16 protein-coding genes are annotated in these 15,105 nt (G+C 73.7%); 8 read left to right on the top strand and 8 right to left on the bottom strand.

The features are described from left to right. A partial coding sequence (locus AB0399_RS05110) for an SDR family NAD(P)-dependent oxidoreductase (protein WP_366410268.1) occupies window positions 1-201 on the bottom strand: 201 nt, incomplete at its 3' end. 266 nt (window positions 202-467) lie between these two features. Between AB0399_RS05110 and AB0399_RS05105 the strand changes: the two genes are divergently transcribed. Beyond that, window positions 468-782 carry a hypothetical protein gene (locus AB0399_RS05105; RefSeq protein WP_366410267.1) on the top strand — a complete coding sequence of 105 codons (315 nt, stop codon included), beginning with the start codon at window positions 468-470 and terminating at the stop codon, window positions 780-782. A 19-nt stretch (window positions 783-801) separates the two neighbouring features. Here the strand turns inward: AB0399_RS05105 and AB0399_RS05100 are convergent, their stop codons facing one another. Next, the gene (locus AB0399_RS05100; RefSeq protein WP_329362809.1) at window positions 802-2,040 is read right to left on the bottom strand and encodes a DUF4032 domain-containing protein; all 1,239 of its coding nucleotides are present in this window, start codon (window positions 2,038-2,040) and stop codon (window positions 802-804) included. Between the two features lie 31 nt (window positions 2,041-2,071). After that, window positions 2,072-2,950 (bottom strand): haloalkane dehalogenase, encoded by an 879-nt coding sequence (locus AB0399_RS05095; protein ID WP_366410266.1) that lies wholly within the window; start codon window positions 2,948-2,950, stop codon window positions 2,072-2,074. Window positions 2,951-3,040: 90 nt separating this feature from the next. On the opposite strand from AB0399_RS05095, the gene AB0399_RS05090 reads away from it, so the two are divergent. After that, window positions 3,041-3,547 (top strand): MarR family transcriptional regulator, encoded by a 507-nt coding sequence (locus tag AB0399_RS05090; protein ID WP_366410265.1) that lies wholly within the window; start codon window positions 3,041-3,043, stop codon window positions 3,545-3,547. A gap of 60 nt (window positions 3,548-3,607) precedes the next feature. Here AB0399_RS05090 and AB0399_RS05085 read toward each other — a convergent pair whose 3' ends face one another. Together AB0399_RS05085 and AB0399_RS05080 are read right to left on the bottom strand one after the other, a co-directional pair. Further along, window positions 3,608-4,036 carry a PaaI family thioesterase gene (locus AB0399_RS05085; protein ID WP_329373719.1) on the bottom strand — a complete coding sequence of 143 codons (429 nt, stop codon included), beginning with the start codon at window positions 4,034-4,036 and terminating at the stop codon, window positions 3,608-3,610. A gap of 128 nt (window positions 4,037-4,164) precedes the next feature. Continuing rightward, window positions 4,165-5,094, bottom strand: coding sequence for a LysR family transcriptional regulator (locus AB0399_RS05080; RefSeq protein ID WP_366410264.1), 930 nt, complete (start codon window positions 5,092-5,094; stop codon window positions 4,165-4,167). Between the two features lie 167 nt (window positions 5,095-5,261). Here AB0399_RS05080 and AB0399_RS05075 point away from each other — a divergent pair, with 167 nt between their 5' ends. The 3 genes from AB0399_RS05075 (at window position 5,262) to AB0399_RS05065 (ending at window position 9,984) form a co-directional block, all read left to right on the top strand. Beyond that, entirely contained in the window at window positions 5,262-6,296 is a 1,035-nt protein-coding gene (locus tag AB0399_RS05075) for an aldo/keto reductase (RefSeq protein WP_328471841.1), read from the top strand. Window positions 6,297-6,782: 486 nt separating this feature from the next. Continuing rightward, entirely contained in the window at window positions 6,783-7,568 is a 786-nt protein-coding gene (locus AB0399_RS05070; RefSeq protein WP_328471843.1) for a DeoR/GlpR family DNA-binding transcription regulator, read from the top strand. A 241-nt stretch (window positions 7,569-7,809) separates the two neighbouring features. After that, window positions 7,810-9,984, top strand: a complete 2,175-nt coding sequence (locus AB0399_RS05065) for an NEW3 domain-containing protein (RefSeq protein ID WP_366410263.1) — start codon at window positions 7,810-7,812, stop codon at window positions 9,982-9,984. A gap of 116 nt (window positions 9,985-10,100) precedes the next feature. On the opposite strand, the gene AB0399_RS05060 is transcribed toward AB0399_RS05065, so the two are convergent. From AB0399_RS05060 to dhaM, 3 genes are all read right to left on the bottom strand, one after another. Beyond that, window positions 10,101-11,099 (bottom strand): aldo/keto reductase, encoded by a 999-nt coding sequence (locus AB0399_RS05060; RefSeq protein ID WP_366410262.1) that lies wholly within the window; start codon window positions 11,097-11,099, stop codon window positions 10,101-10,103. Between the two features lie 144 nt (window positions 11,100-11,243). Beyond that, window positions 11,244-11,546: an HPr family phosphocarrier protein gene (locus AB0399_RS05055; protein ID WP_329362796.1), complete on the bottom strand. Its 303-nt coding sequence runs from the start codon at window positions 11,544-11,546 to the stop codon at window positions 11,244-11,246. Beyond that, window positions 11,530-11,922, bottom strand: a complete 393-nt coding sequence (dhaM, locus tag AB0399_RS05050; RefSeq protein ID WP_329362794.1) for a dihydroxyacetone kinase phosphoryl donor subunit DhaM — start codon at window positions 11,920-11,922, stop codon at window positions 11,530-11,532. The genes AB0399_RS05055 and dhaM overlap by 17 nt, the downstream gene beginning before the upstream one ends. A 59-nt stretch (window positions 11,923-11,981) precedes the next feature. Between dhaM and AB0399_RS05045 the strand changes: the two genes are divergently transcribed. From AB0399_RS05045 to dhaK, 3 genes are all read left to right on the top strand, one after another. Next, window positions 11,982-12,770, top strand: a complete 789-nt coding sequence (locus AB0399_RS05045; RefSeq protein ID WP_328471853.1) for an IclR family transcriptional regulator — start codon at window positions 11,982-11,984, stop codon at window positions 12,768-12,770. A gap of 481 nt (window positions 12,771-13,251) precedes the next feature. After that, on the top strand, window positions 13,252-14,040 hold the full coding sequence (locus AB0399_RS05040) for an aquaporin (protein WP_329362791.1): 789 nt from the start codon (window positions 13,252-13,254) through the stop codon (window positions 14,038-14,040). Then, entirely contained in the window at window positions 14,037-15,038 is a 1,002-nt protein-coding gene (gene dhaK / locus AB0399_RS05035; RefSeq protein WP_366410261.1) for a dihydroxyacetone kinase subunit DhaK, read from the top strand. Before AB0399_RS05040 ends, dhaK begins: the two co-directional genes overlap by 4 nt. Window positions 15,039-15,105: the final 67 nt, after the last annotated feature.

Below are 15,105 nucleotides of genomic sequence, written 5' to 3'. Positions count from 1 at the left end.
GTCGGCGGGCAGGCCGACCACCGTACGGTCCGGGCCGGCGTGCGCGCGGACCGCCTCGACGGCGGCGGCGAGCGCGTCGGCGCCGCGCGCGACGAGTGCCACGTCGGCGCCTTCGGCGGCCAGCGCCTTGGCGGTGGCCAGCCCGATGCCACGGCTGCCGCCGGTGACGACGGCGCGGCGGCCGGTCAGTTCGAGATCCACGGTGCGTCCCTTTCGGTCCCTGCGGTGTCGCTGTGCCCCAGCGTCAATCAACGCCGCCCACCGCTTGTTCCCGGGGCCTTCGCCGTACGACCGGACCCCGCGCCGCTCCCCGCGCCGCTTCCCGTGCCGGGCACCATCGGGAGCGGGGCCTTCTTGCGGACGTCCGGGTGGTCCGGTGCCGTTCGCGGGTCTACGGCGTCCTACGCCACACGAGGAGCAGCAGGCGCCGGGCTGCTCAACGGCGTTACGCAACGGGGTAGTTGCCGATGACGACGACCGTCGATCCACGCTTCAGACGGTTCATGAGCCGGATGGCGACCGGGGTGGCCTGGTTCGTCCTGTGCGTGCCGACGATGACGGCGCAATCCGCCTTCCACGACCGGCTGGGCCTGGGGAACCCGCCCGCGCCGGACCCCCTGGGGATGGCGTGCGTCTTCGCCGTCGTGGGGTACGGCTGCACGGTGGCGGCGCTGGTGCCGTGGCCGGAAGGGTTCACCGGTTCGCGGCGCCCGGCACGGCAGCTCGCCGCGTTGCCGGAGTCGTCCGAGTACGCCTGGTACGAGGACGATCCTCCGCCTTGAGGATCACCGCGGCCTCGCGTCACTCCTCGCCGGGCGTGACCGCCGACGGGTCGGGCACGTGCGGGAGCACGTCCGCGAGGTAGCTCGCCACGGTGGCCTCCAGGCCGACGTCGCCCTCGGCCTGCTCCGACAGGTACCAGCGGTGTTCGAGGAGCTCGTGGTAGAGCTGCGCGGGGTCCATCTTCCCGCGCTGGTCGCGCGGCACCATGCGGACGGTGGGGCGGAAGACCTGGCGGACCCAGCGGTGCGCCAGCACCTCGGGCCGGGCGCCCAGGGGATCGCCGGGGGCGTAGTCGTCCTGCGTGGTCATCCACTGTTCGAGGTCGTTGAGCAGGCTGCGGGCCTGGTTCTCCTCGGTGTCCAGGCCGGTCAGCCGCAGCAGCTGGCGCTGGTGGTGGCCGGCGTCCACGACCTTCGGAAGGAAGGTGACGGTGTCGCCGCCCGGCGAGCGCTGGATCTGCATCTCGGCGACGTCGAAGCCGAGGCCGTTGAGCCGGCGTATTCGGCGGTCGATGTAGTGCCGTTTGCCCGCCGGGTAGACGGACTCGCGGGTCAGCTCGTGCCACAGGTCGCCGTAGCGGGAGCAGATGGCCTCCGCGAAGGTGACCGGGTCCACCGACGGGTGCAGCGAGCCGCCCGCCTCCAGGTCCATCAGCTCGCCGGCGATGTTCACCCGGGCCAGCTCGATGTCGTAGTCGCGCTGGCCGGCGCTGAGCCTGGGCTGGATCTGGCCGGTCTCGGCGTCGACCAGGTAGGCGGCGTACGCGCCGGCGTCGCGGCGGAAGAGGGTGTTGGACAGCGAGCAGTCGCCCCACGCGAAGCCGACCAGGTGCAGCCGGACCAGCAGCACCGCCAGCGCGTCGAGCAGCCGGCTGACGGTGCCGGGCCGCATCGTGGTCTCGAACATGGACCGGTACGGCAGCGAGCCGCCCAGGTGCCGGGTGATCAGCGCGGGCTCCAGCGCGGTGCCGTCGGCCGCCACCCGGCCGGTGACCACCGCGATCGGGTCGACCGCGGGGATCGCCAACCGGTCCAGGTCGCGCAGGAGTTCGTACTCGCGGGCCGCCGCCCACTCGCTGACCTCCTTGACCGCCACGACCTCGTCGCCGGCGCGGGCGAAGCGCACCACGTGCCGGGAGATGCCGCGCGGCAGCGCGACCAGCGTCTCGTCGGGCCACTGCTCCAGCGGCAGGCCCCACGGCAGGTCGAGGAGGTCGGCGGGGTGGCCGGCGTCGGTGGCCCTGATCTGCAACGGCATGGCGCTTGGGGTCCTCTCGTAGGACCGCAGGCTACAGGCTGTGCCGCTCTGCCCACGAGGTGACCGCCGCGGCGATCGCGTCCGGCTGGTCCTCGGGGGCGAGGTGGCCGGCCGGACCGCAGTGCTCGATCTCCAGCGCGGAGATGTGCTCGGCGCACCAGGCGGTCAGCGCCTCGCCGATGCCCAAGGTGGGCGAGGAGTCGAAGGTCAGCAGCAGCTTCGGGGTGCCGGGGCTGGCCGCGAGCCACTCGTCGTACGCGGAGACCCGGGCGACCACGTCGGCGGGTTCGCCCTCCAGCGGCATCGAGCGGGCCCAGCGCAGCAGCGGCCGGCGGGACTCGCGGGTCGGGTACGGGGCCCGGTAGACGTCGTGGTCGGCGGCCGGCAGCTCGCCGAGCACGGTCTGCTCGAAGCTGCCCTCGATGAAGACGTTCTTGTCCAGGACCAGTTCCTCGCCGGTGCCGGGGGTGCGGAACGCCTTGAACCGGGAGCGGGCGGCGGCCGGGTAGTCCTCCCAGGTCATCGGCCGGATGATCGTCTCCATGACGGCCAGCCCGGCGACCGAGGCGGGGTTGCGGGCGGCGCGGTCGAAGGCGAGCGCGCCGCCCCAGTCCTGCCCGACCAGCACCGCTCGCTCCAGGCCGAGCGCGTCGAACCAGGCGTCCAGATAGCGGGCGTGGTCGTCGAACGCGTAGGGGATGTCGGGCTTGCCGGAGCGGCCCATGCCGATCAGGTCGGGAGCCAGGCAGCGCCGCCCGGCCGCCGCGGCCTTCGGCAGGACGTGCCGCCACAGGTGCGAGGAGGTGGGGTTGCCGTGCAGGAAGACCAGCGGCGCGCCGACGGCATCCGCCGCGCCGGGGCCGGCCTGCTCGTAGTGCAGGAACGAGTCGAGTACGTCGAGGGTGGGCATGAGAACGCCTTCCGTTGGTGTGACTAACGTTCGTGGCACTAACGAAGGTACATCGTTAGTGCGACAAACACAACGGAGTACGATGCGGCCATGGACACCGCGCACGACATGCCGCTCCCGGACGATCAGGCGGGCACCCCGCAGCGGCTCGCGGCCCTGCCCAGCCGCCTGCTCAACCTCGCCGCGGCCCAGGGCGAGCGCATGATCAGCGGCCGGTTGGCCGCGGTCGACGCCCGCAAGTGGCACTACGCGGCCCTCGCCGCCCTGGAGGAGTACGGCCCCGCCAGTCAGGCCACGTTGAGCCGGCGCACCGGCATCTACCGCAGCGACCTGGTGGCCGTGATCAACGAACTGGAGGCCCAGGGCGCGGTCAAGCGCGCACCCGACCCCGACGACCGGCGGCGCAACGTCATCACGCTGACCTCCGCCGGCCGCGCCCATCTGCGCCGCCTCGACGCGATCCTCGACACCGCCCAGGAGGACCTGCTCACGCCGCTCACCGCGAAGGAGCGCGCCGAGCTGACCTCGCTGCTCGGCCGGCTGATCGCCCACCACGCCGGGCGCCGCGAGGGCGAGCCCGCGCACTCCGGACACTGAAACCGCCGGGGCGGCGAGCCGTCGCCGCCCCCGCCGCCGTCGCCGTCCCGGCGGTCCCGCTCAGTCGGCCCGCGGCCCGGCCTGCGCGCTCACCCGCAGCACCGTGCCCTGCGCCACCGCGCACAGCGTCTCGGCGCCGTCGGCCGCGACCGCGTACAGGTCGCACCGGCACACCGCCTGACGCCGCCCGGCCTGCACGGTCTGCGCCCGGGCCACCAGCCGCACCCCGGTGCCCGGCCGGACGTACTGGATGGTGAACCCGCCGGTCAGCACCGACGCGCCCAGCACCGAACCGGCGGCGAAGGTGATCGCGTTGTCGGCGGCGTACGCCAGCACGCCGCCGTGCAGGAAGCCGTTCTGCTGCCGCAGCTCCTCGCGGACGGCGACCTCCAGGACCGCGCCGCCGGCGCCGAACGCGGTCAGCTCGGCGCCGACCAGCCGGCTGAACGGCTGGCTGTCGAGCGTCTTGCGGGCCGTTTCGAGGTCCAGCCCGAGCGCGGGCCCGTACGCGGCATCGGGTGCGGAGCCGGATTCGGGTGCGGCGTCGGCCTGGGGTGCGGGCGGGGCGCCGGACCCGGGCGGGGGCGGGGGCGTCGTGTTCGGCGTCGGTTCGGGGTTCACCGGCGGGTCCCTTCCTCGGTGTCCGGTGCGCGGCGCGGGCCTTTCACCTGCGCCAGGTCCAGGTACGACAGCAGTTCGCGGGCGGCCGGGCTCGGGCGGTCGCCCTTCGGCAGCGCGACCGACACCTCCCAGTCCGATCCGCCCGGGCCGGCCAGCGGCACCACCGCCAGCGTGGCGGCCTGCTCCTTGCGGGAGATCGGCCGGGGCACCACCGCGACGCCCAGCCCGTGCCGGACCAGGTCGATCAGCGTGTGGACGTCGTACACCTCCAGCGCCACCCGGCGCACCGCGCCGCTCGCCGCGAACGCCTGGTCGGTCAACTGCCGCGCGCCCCAGTCCTGGTGCCAGTCCACGAAGGTCTCGCCCGCCAGCCGCGCCCACTCCACCCGCGGCTCGCCCGCCAGCGGGTGGTGCGGATCGCACAGCAGCACCATCGGCTCGCGGGTCAGCGGCAGCAGCCGTACGCCCTCGGGCGGCGGCCCCGGCAGCGAGACGAACGCCAGGTCCAGCCGGCCGTCCGCCACGTCCTGGGCGAGTACGGCGGAACCCGCCTGCCGCATCCGCACCTCGACGCTTCCGTGCCGGGCCCGGAACCGGGCCAGCAGCGCGCCGACGTCGACCGTCACGCACTGCTCGGTGCCCACCGCGAGGCTGCCGCGCAGCAGGCCCTGCACCGCCGCCACCGCCTCCTTCGCGGCGCGGGCGCCGGCCAGCGTGCGGGTCGCCTCGCCGAGCAACGCCCTTCCCGCGCCGGTGAGTTCGACGCTGCGGGTGGTCCGGATGAACAGCGGGGAGCCGAGTTCCCGCTCCAGCGCGCGCACCGACGCCGACAGTCCCGACTGCGAGACCAGCAGCCGTTGCGCGGCCTTGGTGAAGTGCCGTTCCTCGGCGACGGCGACGAAGTACTCCAGCTGACGCAGTTCCACGATTGAGAAATCTAGTCGATGAATCCGTTCTCTTTCTTCTATTGGACGAGTCTTCCGGGTCGGGGACAGCATGGTGCACGTGGCCCCGCACCAGTCGCGGGCCGCACCACCCGCATCACCCGCATCACCCGTCGCCGGCGGACCGCCGGCAGAACCGGAGAACCCGCATGGAGTACCGCACCCTCGGCAGCAGCGGCGCAAGCGTGTCGACGCTGGCGCTCGGCACCATGACGTTCGGCGCCGAGACCGACGAGAAGGGCGCGTTCGCGCAGCTCGACCGGTTCGTGGCGGCCGGCGGGACCCTCATCGACACCGCGGACGTCTACAGCTCCGGCGTCTCGGAGGAGATCATCGGCCGCTGGCTGGCCGCCCGCCCCGCCGACATCACCGGCCGGGTGGAGATCGCCAGCAAGGGCCGCTTCCCGATGGGCGACGGCCCCAACGACGCCGGGCTGTCCCGGCGCCACCTCGACCGCGCGCTCAACGCGTCGCTGCGCCGGCTCGGCGTCGACTGCATCGACCTCTACCAGGTGCACGCCTGGGACCCGTACACCCCCGTGGAGGAGACCCTGCGCTTCCTCGACGACGCGGTGCGGCAGGGCCGTATCCACTACGTGGGCCTGTCCAACTTCACCGGCTGGCAGCTGCAGAAGGCCGTGGACGTCGCGGACTTCCGCGGGCTGACCCGCCCGGTCACCCTCCAGCCGCAGTACAGCCTGCTGGCCCGGGAGATCGAGTGGGAGATCACCCCCGCCTGCGAGTCCGAGGGCCTCGGCCTGCTGCCGTGGAGCCCGCTCGGCGGCGGCTGGCTGACCGGCAAGTACCGCCGTGACGAGCTGCCCACCGGCGCCACCCGGCTCGGCGAGAACCCCGATCGCGGTGTCGAGTCGTACCATCGGCGCAGCGCGATCGCCCGGACCTGGGACGTCGTGGACGCGGTCCGCGCCGTCGCCGACGAGCAGAGCGCCACGATGGCCCAGGTCGCCCTCGCCTGGCTGCTCGGCCGCCCCGCCGTCACCTCCGTGATCCTCGGCGCCCGCACCCTGGAGCAGCTGGAGGACAACCTCGGCTCGGTGGACCTGCGCCTCACCGCCGAGCAGGTCGAGCGGCTGGACACCGCGAGTGACCCGGGCGCCGCGGATTACCCCTACGGCGTTCCCGGCGTCAACCAGCGGGGCCGCGACATCCGGGGCCGCGGCTGACGGTCGCGCCTCGGCCGACGGTTCCGGCCGACGGTTCCGGTTGACGGTCTCGGCGCGGTTGGCGGGTCCGCCGCCGACGGCCGTGCCACCGCTGACGGTTCAGCCGTCGGCGGGCGCCCGCGGGGAGGGCATGCCGCGCCCTCCCCGCCCCTTGACCTCGCGGCCCCGCGGGAGCCTTCCCCGCGGGGCCGCGAGCCTGCCCCCAGCCCGCGTACCCGCCGTTCCCCGCCCCCGACTTGGCGCCCCTCGGCGGAAGGAGCCGCATCCTCCTGGCGGCGCGGGGAACCCCGCGAGACCCACCCGCCGGGCGGGCGCCGGAAATGCGGCCGGTACCGTGAGGGCGGGTTTCCGCAGGCCCCGCGCTGCGTGGATGTGATCGGTTCACGCCGTAAACGCCAGAACCGCGCAGAGCGCCTTGCGCAGGTCGGGGCCGATCGCGGCGCGATACGCTCGCTCTCCGATCGGCCGAAACGGAGGGCGGAGTCGATGGGGACGCACGAGCGCTGGACGCGGCTGCTGGAGGTCCTGGGCGACCGGGGCCGGATCAGCGTGGCCGAGGCGGCCGAACTGCTGGACGTCTCCGCCGCCACGGTGCGCCGGGACATGGAGGAACTGGCCAGGCAGCAGCTGCTGACCAGGACCAGGGGCGGCGCCGTGCTCAGCGGTGTCGCGTACGACCTGCCGCTGCGCTACAAGGCCGGGCGCCAGGCCGACGAGAAGCAGCGCATCGCCAAGGCCGCGGCCGCGCTGATCCCGCCGGGCGCGGTGGTCGGCGTCAACGGCGGCACGACCACCTCCGACGTGGCCAGGGAACTGGCGATGCGGGCGGACCTGGCCGAGCGCGGCAACGCCACCGCGCTGACCATCGTGACCAACGCGATCAACATCGCCAACGAGCTGGCGGTGCGGCCGTATGTGAAGACGGTCGTCACCGGCGGGGTGGCGCGGCCGAGTTCCTACGAGCTGACCGGGCCGCTGGCCACGATGGTGCTCCAGGCGATCTCGCTGGACTACGCGATCCTCGGGGTGAACACGGTCGATCCGCGGTTCGGCGCGGCCACCCACGACGAGGGCGAGGCCAGCGCGAACCGCGCGATGGCCGAGCGGGCGCAGAAGGTGGTCGTGGTCGCCGACTCCACCAAGCTGGGCAAGCGGGCGTTCGCCCAGGTCTGCGACGTGTCGGCGATCTCCGTACTGATCACGGACAAGGGCGCGCCGGAGGAACTGGTGGAGCAGTTCGTGGCCCAAGGCGTCGAGGTGTCCTGCGTCTGAACGGCCGGCCCGTGCACGGGAGTCCGCGCCGGGCCGTCCTCGTGGCGCCCGCACCCGCGGGGTCCCTCCAGGAGCCCGCCCGGTTCGCCCCGCCCGCACAAGTCCCCCTGCGTGAAGCTGATTCGAGATGTTCATAAGGGGCATGCTCTTGTCAATTTCGCGCAAGCCTGCCTAGATAGTCCTCGCATGGTTCTGGAGCGGCCGCCCCGCGGCGGCCCGACCGATCAGTGAGGTTGCCCCTGTGACATCACCTCTCGCCCGGCGCACGCGCGCCGCCCTGGCCGGCAGCGGCTGTCTCGCGCTGGCGTTCACCGGACTCCTGTTCACCGCCCCCGGCGCGTCCGCGGGCACCCCCGCGGACGCGTCGTCGGCGCCGTACCCGAACTACGCCCCCACCCCGCCCATGGGCTGGAACGACTGGTCGTACTACCAGTGCAACATGGACGAGCAGACCATCCTCGACAACGCCAAGGCCCTGGTCAGCAGCGGACTTGCCGCCAAGGGGTACGACACGGTCACCACCGACGACTGCTGGATGGCCAAGTCCCGTGACAGCTCCGGTGCGTTGGTACCCGACCCGGTGAAGTTCCCCGACGGCATGGCCTACGTGGGCGACCAACTGCACAAGCTGGGACTGAAGTTCGGCATCTACGAGGACGCCGGCACGGCCACCTGCGGCGGCTACCCCGGCTCGCTCGACCACTGGCAGCAGGACGCCGACCTGTTCGCGAAGTGGAAGGTCGACTACGTCAAGCTCGACGGCTGCAACGTGCCGACGAAGCCCGGCGAGACGGACGAGCAGAGCTACCACGACACGTACTCCGCGTGGAGCCAGGCGATGCTCAACACCGGTCGGCCGATGGTCTTCTCGGTCTCCGCGCCCGCGTACTTCCAGGGCGGGGCCGACTGGGACAAGGTCATCGGCTGGTCGGCGCAGGTCGGCAACCTGTGGCGGGAGGGCGCGGACATCGCGCTCGGCCAGGAGAGCGGAGCGGCCAAGTGGTCCTCGCTGCTCTACAACTACGAGTACAACGTGGGCCTGGCCGACCTGCAGAGCCCCGGGCGCTGGAACGACCCCGACTTCCTGCTGGCCGGCGACTCCGGGCTGAGCCGGGACGAGATCCAGAGCCAGATGTCGCTGTGGTCGATGATGGCCGCGCCGCTGATCTCCAGCACCGACCTGACCCACCTGTCCGCCGACGCGCTGGCGGTGCTCGGCAACAAGGACGTCATCGCGGTCGACCAGGACCGCACCGGGCTGCAGGGCCGGATCGTCCAGCAGGGCGGCGGCTATGACGTGCTCTCCAAGCAACTCGCGGGCGGGCAGCGGGCGGTGGCACTGTTCAACAGCTCCGACACCGCGCAGACGATCACCACCACCGCGGCCAAGGCCGGCTTCGCGCACGGCTCCTCGTTCACGCTCAAGGACCTGGTGACGAAGAAGACCACGGTCACCACCGGCACCATCTCCGCGGACGTGCCCCCGCACGGCACCGTGCTGTACCGGGTCGCCCCGGGCGGCAGCCCGCTCCAGCAGCCCGCCACCGCGGTGAGTTGGAAGGACGTCAGCACCACCGCGCACCCGGACCGGTACCAGGTCAGCCTCACCAACCACGGCGCCACCCCGCTGCTGGGCGCCACGGTCGCGCTGAGCGCCCCGTCCGGCTGGAAGGTCTCGCCGTCGAAGGCGCTGCTCGGGCTGGTGGTGAACCCGGGCCGGACCGCCTCGGCGACCGTCCAGGTCACCGCGCCCACCGCCCAGCCGGGCACCACGGTCTCCACGGTCACCGCGACCGCGAGCTACCGTGCGGGCCTCGCCGGCAGCGGCACGGTGAGCGGGCCGCTGACCATCACCTCGGTGGTGCCCTACCCGTCGCTGGCCGCCGCGTTCAACAACATCGGCACGACGCCGGAGAGCGACACCTCCAAGGGCGACTTCGACGGGTCCGGTGACAGCTACTCCGCCGACGCCCTCGCGAAGGTGGGCGCCACCCCCGGTGCCACGATCCAGGCCAACGGGCAGACCTTCACCTGGCCCGCGTCCGCGCCCGGCACCCCGGACAACGCCACGGCCGCCGGACAGGAGATCACCCTCGCCGGTTCCGGCAGCCAACTGGCCTTCCTCGGCGCCGAAGCGGGCTTCACCTCCGGAACCGTCACGGTCACCTACACCGACGGCACCACCAGCACGGGCACCCTCGGCTTCCCCAACTGGTGCTGCTCGACCACGAACGACTACGGCTCCCAGGTCGCTCTGACCACCGACCACCGGGACACCCCGTCCGGGCCGGCCAACTTCGGCACCAGCTACCAGGTGTTCTCCAACACCGTGAGCCTCGACGCGGGCAAGACGGTGCGGTCGGTGACCCTGCCGAACCAGGCCGCGATCCACGTCTTCGCGATGTCCGTCAAGTAGCACGTCCTCCCAAGGAGCAGGCGTCACCAAGGAGCAAGCGCCGCACGGCGGTCACGCGTCCCCGGCGGGGGAGTCCGATCTCCTCCGCCGGGGACGCGCCGCCTTGCGACGAGGCGCTAGTTCCAGGGCAGTCCGGCGCGGTGCCGCCAGTAGGCGGACGGCGGTTCGGCCAGTTCCGCGAGCGTGGCCAGCTGGGTCGGGGTGAACACGACCTGCCGGGCACGGAGGTTGGAGGTGAGCTGGGCGGCGGTCGCGGCGCCGGACAGGACCACGTCGGCCCACGGCTGGTGGAGGGCGGCGGCGAGGGCGACCGCGTCCGGCGTGGTGCCCAGGGCCGCGGCGAGCGGGCCGAGTACGGGGGCGAGGCGGGAATCGGGCGCGGCGAGCCGCCCGTTGGCGAGGGCCTCCTTGACCATCACCCGGCAGCCGGCGGCGTGTGCCTCGGCGAGGGCCGGTCCCGCGGAGGGTTCGAGCGGGTTCCAGGTGGACTGCACGCTGCGGAAGAGGGGCGCGCCGTCGACGGTGACCGCCAGCGCCGCGCGGATCGCGTCGGCCTGCGCGGGGCCGCTGGTGCTCAGGCCCACGAGGACGCCGTGCGCGGCCAGTTCGGCCAGCGCGCGGTGCAGCGCGGGGTCGGTGAGCGCGGGGCTGTCCGGGGTGACGGAGTGCACCTGGTACACGTCGAGCCGGTCGCCGAGCAGCGCGCGGGTCTCGGCGAGCTGCCGCTCGTACGTGGCCAGGCTGTGGTCCTTGATCTCGTGCGCCTCCGCGTCCACCCGCCAGCCCGCGGTGTAGGTGTAGCCCCACTTGCTGGACACCACCACCCCGGGCGGCTCCCGCTGGTCGAGCCACTGCGCCAGGAACTCCTCGGAACGGCCGTACGACCGGGCCGCGTCGAAGTCGCGCACGCCGTCCGCGTAGGCGAGGTCGAGCAGTTCGTGGGTGCGGCGGCGCATCGCGTCCACGGTGCGGTCGGGCGGCAGGTCCCGGTCGCGGCCGAGGTTGATGTAGCCGGGGCGGCCGACCGCGGCCAGGCCGAACCCGATCCGGGCCGTGGGCTCGGGCGCGGGTGTGGACGCGGGCGGGTCGGCGGGGGAGTGCGGCGGTGTGGCCACGGGGGCGGCTCCTGCGGTGGTGCGGGCACGTACGGACGGCGGGCGCGGGCGGCCGCGAAGACCCCGGCGGACCTGCGGCCGTACCGGCGCCGGCGCCCGTGGGGGCGCCGACGCCCGCGGGGACGCCGGCGCTCCGGCCGGCCGCTATGTCGCCGTCGCCAGGATCTCCGCGAGCGCGGCGGCCGCCGCCTGCGCGTCCGGCCCCTGCGCCCGCACGGTCACCGTACGCCCGGCGGTCGCGCCCAGGCCCATGACGGCCAGCACGCCGGCCGCGTTGGCGCTGCGTTCCCCGAACTGGAGCAACAGGTCGCTGGTGAACCGCGCGGCGGCCTGGGCGATCCGGCCGGCCGGGCGGGCGTGCAGGTCGGCCGGCAGCACCACGGAGATCTCCGCGGTGGGCTCGCCGGCGGGCGCGGTGCGGACGGACGGTTCAGAGTTTGCTGACATGGCGGGCCTCCGTGGCGGCGGTGAGTACGGCGGCGAGGTCCGCGCCGGCCGCGGCGGTGACCGCGGCGGCCACGGCGCCCTCGACGAAGGGGGCGTCGGCGATCACTGCGCCGTCGCGGGGCTGGTCTTCCAGGACGGCCCGGGCGGTGAGCACGGAACTGCCCAGGTCCGGCAGGATGAGCACGCCTGCGCCGCGGTCGGCCTCCTTGACCGCGGCGGCGACACGCGCGTAGCTGGTGCCGATCCGGCCGTCGTCCGTGCCGCCCGCGACGGCCACCGGAACGGCGTCGGAGCCGATCTGGCCGAGCAGCCGGCGCAGCCCTGCGGCCACTTCGGGGCTGTGGGACACGAGTACGATGCCGACAAGTTCAGTCATGAACAGCGATGCTAGATCTCGGAACAGCATTCAGCAATACCGAACGAAGAGGTTTTCCCATGGTGCAAGCGGTGCAGCGTGCCGTCCAGATCCTCCGGGAGCTGGCCGTCACCGGCCCCCGGCTGGGGGTCACCGAGCTGGCCGAGCGGCTCGGCGTGGCCAAGCCGACCGTGCACGCGCTGCTGCGCACCCTGGAGGCCGAGGGCATGGTGGTGCAGGACCGGGACAGCTCGAAGTACCAGCTCGGGCCCTATCTGGTGCACCTGGGCAACTCCTACCTGGACACCCAGGAGTTGCGGTCCCGCTCGCTCACCTGGGCGGACCTGCTGGCACGCCGGGCCGGTGAGGCGGTGTGGGTCGCGGTGCCCACCGGCGACCACATGCTGGTGGTGCACCACGCCTTCCGTCCCGAGGGGGCCGTCCAGATCCTGGAAGTCGGCGCGTCCATCCCCTGGAACACCTGCGCGCTCGGCAAGGCGGTGGCGGCCTTCGCCCCTGACGAGGAGCGCGAGCGGCTGCTGGCCGGCGAGCTGACCGTGCTCACCGGCGCGAGCATCACCGGACGCGAGCCGCTCGCCGCCCAGTTGGCGCAGGTCAGGGCGCAGGGCTACGCGCTGGAGGACCAGGAGTCGGCGATCGGCGACGCGGGGGTCGCGGCGCCCGTCTTCGACCGTTCCGGCGCCGTGGTGGGGGCGATCGGCGTGGTCGGGCCGGTCGAGCGGCTGCTCGCGGAGCCCGCCCGGCAGGAACTCGCCGTCGCGGTACGGGAGACCGCCCGCAACCTGTCCCGGGACCTCGGCGCGCCGCGCGGGGCGGCACGGGGTACGGCGCGAGGCGCGGCCGGCTGAACCCTCCCCGCGCCCGCGCGCCTTGAGCGGCGGGCGCGGCGCCGTACCGGGGCCGAGCGCGTGAAGCGCCGGCCCTTCCGCATGCCCGACCGTGCGCCCGGGCGCCGACTCGCGCCCCCGCATGCCCCCGTATGCCGCCATGCGCCGGGACGTGCTTCCGTCCGCCCCGCGGGCTCCGGCAACACACGCTGGGCCGCAGGGAGTTGGGCCCCCGCGCGGCGCCGAACCCCTTGACACCGGCGAAACGCCCGCTTAACTTCCCACTACGTTCATCATTAATGAACGTCATTCGGTAATAGGGAGGATTGGCTCCCCTCTCCCGTTGCCCGACCGGCCGCCAGGCATGGACCCTGCCCTGACCTGCCTGGCGGCCACCCGTCCGGTCTCCCCGGCACGCCTCTCCCCGCCACGCCCATACCACCCGCCCCGCACGCGCAGGAGGTGAGAGCCCGCGACCGCCACCGGCGGCCGGGCGCTCAGGATGGAAGACACCGCACTCCCGACCTACCCGCAGAAACTTCTCGCCGAGCTGCTGGGCACCGCGATGCTGGTGTTCGTCGGCGTCGGCTCCGTGCCCGCCACGACCCTGCTCGGCGGCGCCGCGCCCTTCACGATGGCCGAACTCGGCATGATCGCCTTCGCGTTCGCGATGGTCGTGATCGCTATGGTGTACGCGATCGGCCACATATCCGGCTGCCACATCAACCCCGCGGTCACCCTCGCGCTGGCCGCCACCCGCCGGATGCCCTGGCGCGACGTCCCCGGCTACCTCGCCGCGCAGGCGGCCGGCGCGCTGCTCGGCGCGCTCGCCATCGTCGCCGTACTCGGCCGCAGAGCCGTCGGCGCCGGACTCGGCATCGCCTCCTACGCCGCACCGACCGGCGCGGGACACGCCTTCGCCGCCGAGGCGATCGGCACGTTCATCCTGGTCTTCGTGATCTTCGGCGCGATCGACCGCCGCGCGCCCGGCGGCTTCGCCGGCCTCGCCATCGGCCTCGCGGTGTTCGCGGTGATCATCCCGATCGGCCCGGCCACCGGCGCGGCCGTCAACCCCGCCCGCGCGTTCGGCCCGATGGTCATCGGCGCGCTCTACGGCGGCACCGTGCACTGGGGCCAACTGCCGGTCTACGTCGGCGCCGAGGTGGTCGGCGCGCTGCTCGCCGGCCTGGTGCACACCGCGTTCGCCACCCGCCGTACCCCCGCCGCCCGTACCGCGGGCACCGCCGGCCGGCCGGCGCCGGCCGCCGCCCCCGAAGGAGCCCTGTCGTGAAGAAGCTGATCAACGCGCCCGAGACCGTGCTCGACGACGCTCTCGCCGGTATCGCGGCCGCCCACCCCGACCTCCTGACCGTCGACACCGTCCAGCGTTTCATCACCCGGGCCGCCGGCCCCAGACCCGGCAAGGTCGCGCTGGTCTCCGGCGGCGGCTCCGGCCACGAGCCGCTGCACGGCGGGTTCGTGGGCGCCGGCATGCTCGACGCGGCCTGTCCGGGTGAGGTGTTCACCTCGCCCGTGCCCGGCCAGATGGTCGCCGCCGCGAAGGCCGTCGACGCCGGCGCGGGCACCCTGTTCGTGGTGAAGAACTACACCGGCGACGTGCTGAACTTCGAGATGGCCGCCGAACTCGCCGCGGAGGACGGCCTGTCCGTCGCCTCGGTGCTGGTCGACGACGACGTCGCCGTCCAGGACTCCACCTGGACCGCCGGCCGCCGCGGCACCGGCGGCACGGTCTTCGTGGAGAAGATCGCCGGCGCGCTCGCCGAACGCGGCGCCCCGCTCGCCGACGTCGCCGACACCGCCCGCCGGGTCAACGCCGCCACCCGCTCCTTCGCCGTCGCCCTCACCGCCTGCACCGCGCCGGCCGCCGGCAAGCCCGGGTTCGAGCTGCCCGACGACGAGATCGAGGTCGGCGTCGGCATCCACGGCGAGCCCGGCCGCCGCCGCGAGAAGCTGCGCCCGGCACGGGAGATCGTCGCCGACATGCTGGCCGCCGTCCTCACCGACCAGCCACTCGCGACCGGCGACGAGGTGCTCGTCATGGTCAACGGCCTCGGCGGCACCCCGCTGATCGAGCTGTACGTCGTCTACGGCGAGGTCGCCGCGCTGCTGGCCGCACGCGGCGTGCGGATCGCCGGGAACCTGGTCGGGAACTATGTCACCAGCCTCGACATGGCCGGCGCGTCGGTCACCGTCTGCCGGGTCACGCCCGAACTGCTCGACCTGTGGCGCGCGCCGGTGCACACGGCGGCGCTGCGCTGGGGCGTCTGACCCGGCCATCGCCCGCGGGTGCCGTGCCAAGGCGTACCGCGCGCCATCCGATCGCCCTATCCGACTG

This window comes from Streptomyces sp. NPDC088194 (assembly GCF_040702025.1).
Classification (GTDB): domain Bacteria; phylum Actinomycetota; class Actinomycetes; order Streptomycetales; family Streptomycetaceae; genus Actinacidiphila.
The sequence above is the reverse complement of the archived record's forward strand: the minus strand, read 5'-3'. Positions and strand labels throughout refer to the sequence as shown.

What these genes read in the sequence shown, in the direction of transcription:
- AB0399_RS05105 (WP_366410267.1), top strand. Translation starts at nt 468, where the DNA reads ATGACGACGACCGTCGATCCACGCTTCAGACGGTTCATGAGCCGGATG.
- AB0399_RS05045 (WP_328471853.1), top strand. Translation starts at nt 11,982, where the DNA reads ATGGTGCAAGCGGTGCAGCGTGCCGTCCAGATCCTCCGGGAGCTGGCC.
- dhaM (WP_329362794.1), bottom strand. Translation starts at nt 11,922, where the DNA reads ATGACTGAACTTGTCGGCATCGTACTCGTGTCCCACAGCCCCGAAGTG.
- AB0399_RS05095 (WP_366410266.1), bottom strand. Translation starts at nt 2,950, where the DNA reads ATGCCCACCCTCGACGTACTCGACTCGTTCCTGCACTACGAGCAGGCC.
- AB0399_RS05040 (WP_329362791.1), top strand. Translation starts at nt 13,252, where the DNA reads ATGGAAGACACCGCACTCCCGACCTACCCGCAGAAACTTCTCGCCGAG.
- AB0399_RS05075 (WP_328471841.1), top strand. Translation starts at nt 5,262, where the DNA reads ATGGAGTACCGCACCCTCGGCAGCAGCGGCGCAAGCGTGTCGACGCTG.
- AB0399_RS05070 (WP_328471843.1), top strand. Translation starts at nt 6,783, where the DNA reads ATGGGGACGCACGAGCGCTGGACGCGGCTGCTGGAGGTCCTGGGCGAC.
- AB0399_RS05090 (WP_366410265.1), top strand. Translation starts at nt 3,041, where the DNA reads ATGGACACCGCGCACGACATGCCGCTCCCGGACGATCAGGCGGGCACC.
- AB0399_RS05100 (WP_329362809.1), bottom strand. Translation starts at nt 2,040, where the DNA reads ATGCCGTTGCAGATCAGGGCCACCGACGCCGGCCACCCCGCCGACCTC.
- AB0399_RS05055 (WP_329362796.1), bottom strand. Translation starts at nt 11,546, where the DNA reads ATGTCAGCAAACTCTGAACCGTCCGTCCGCACCGCGCCCGCCGGCGAG.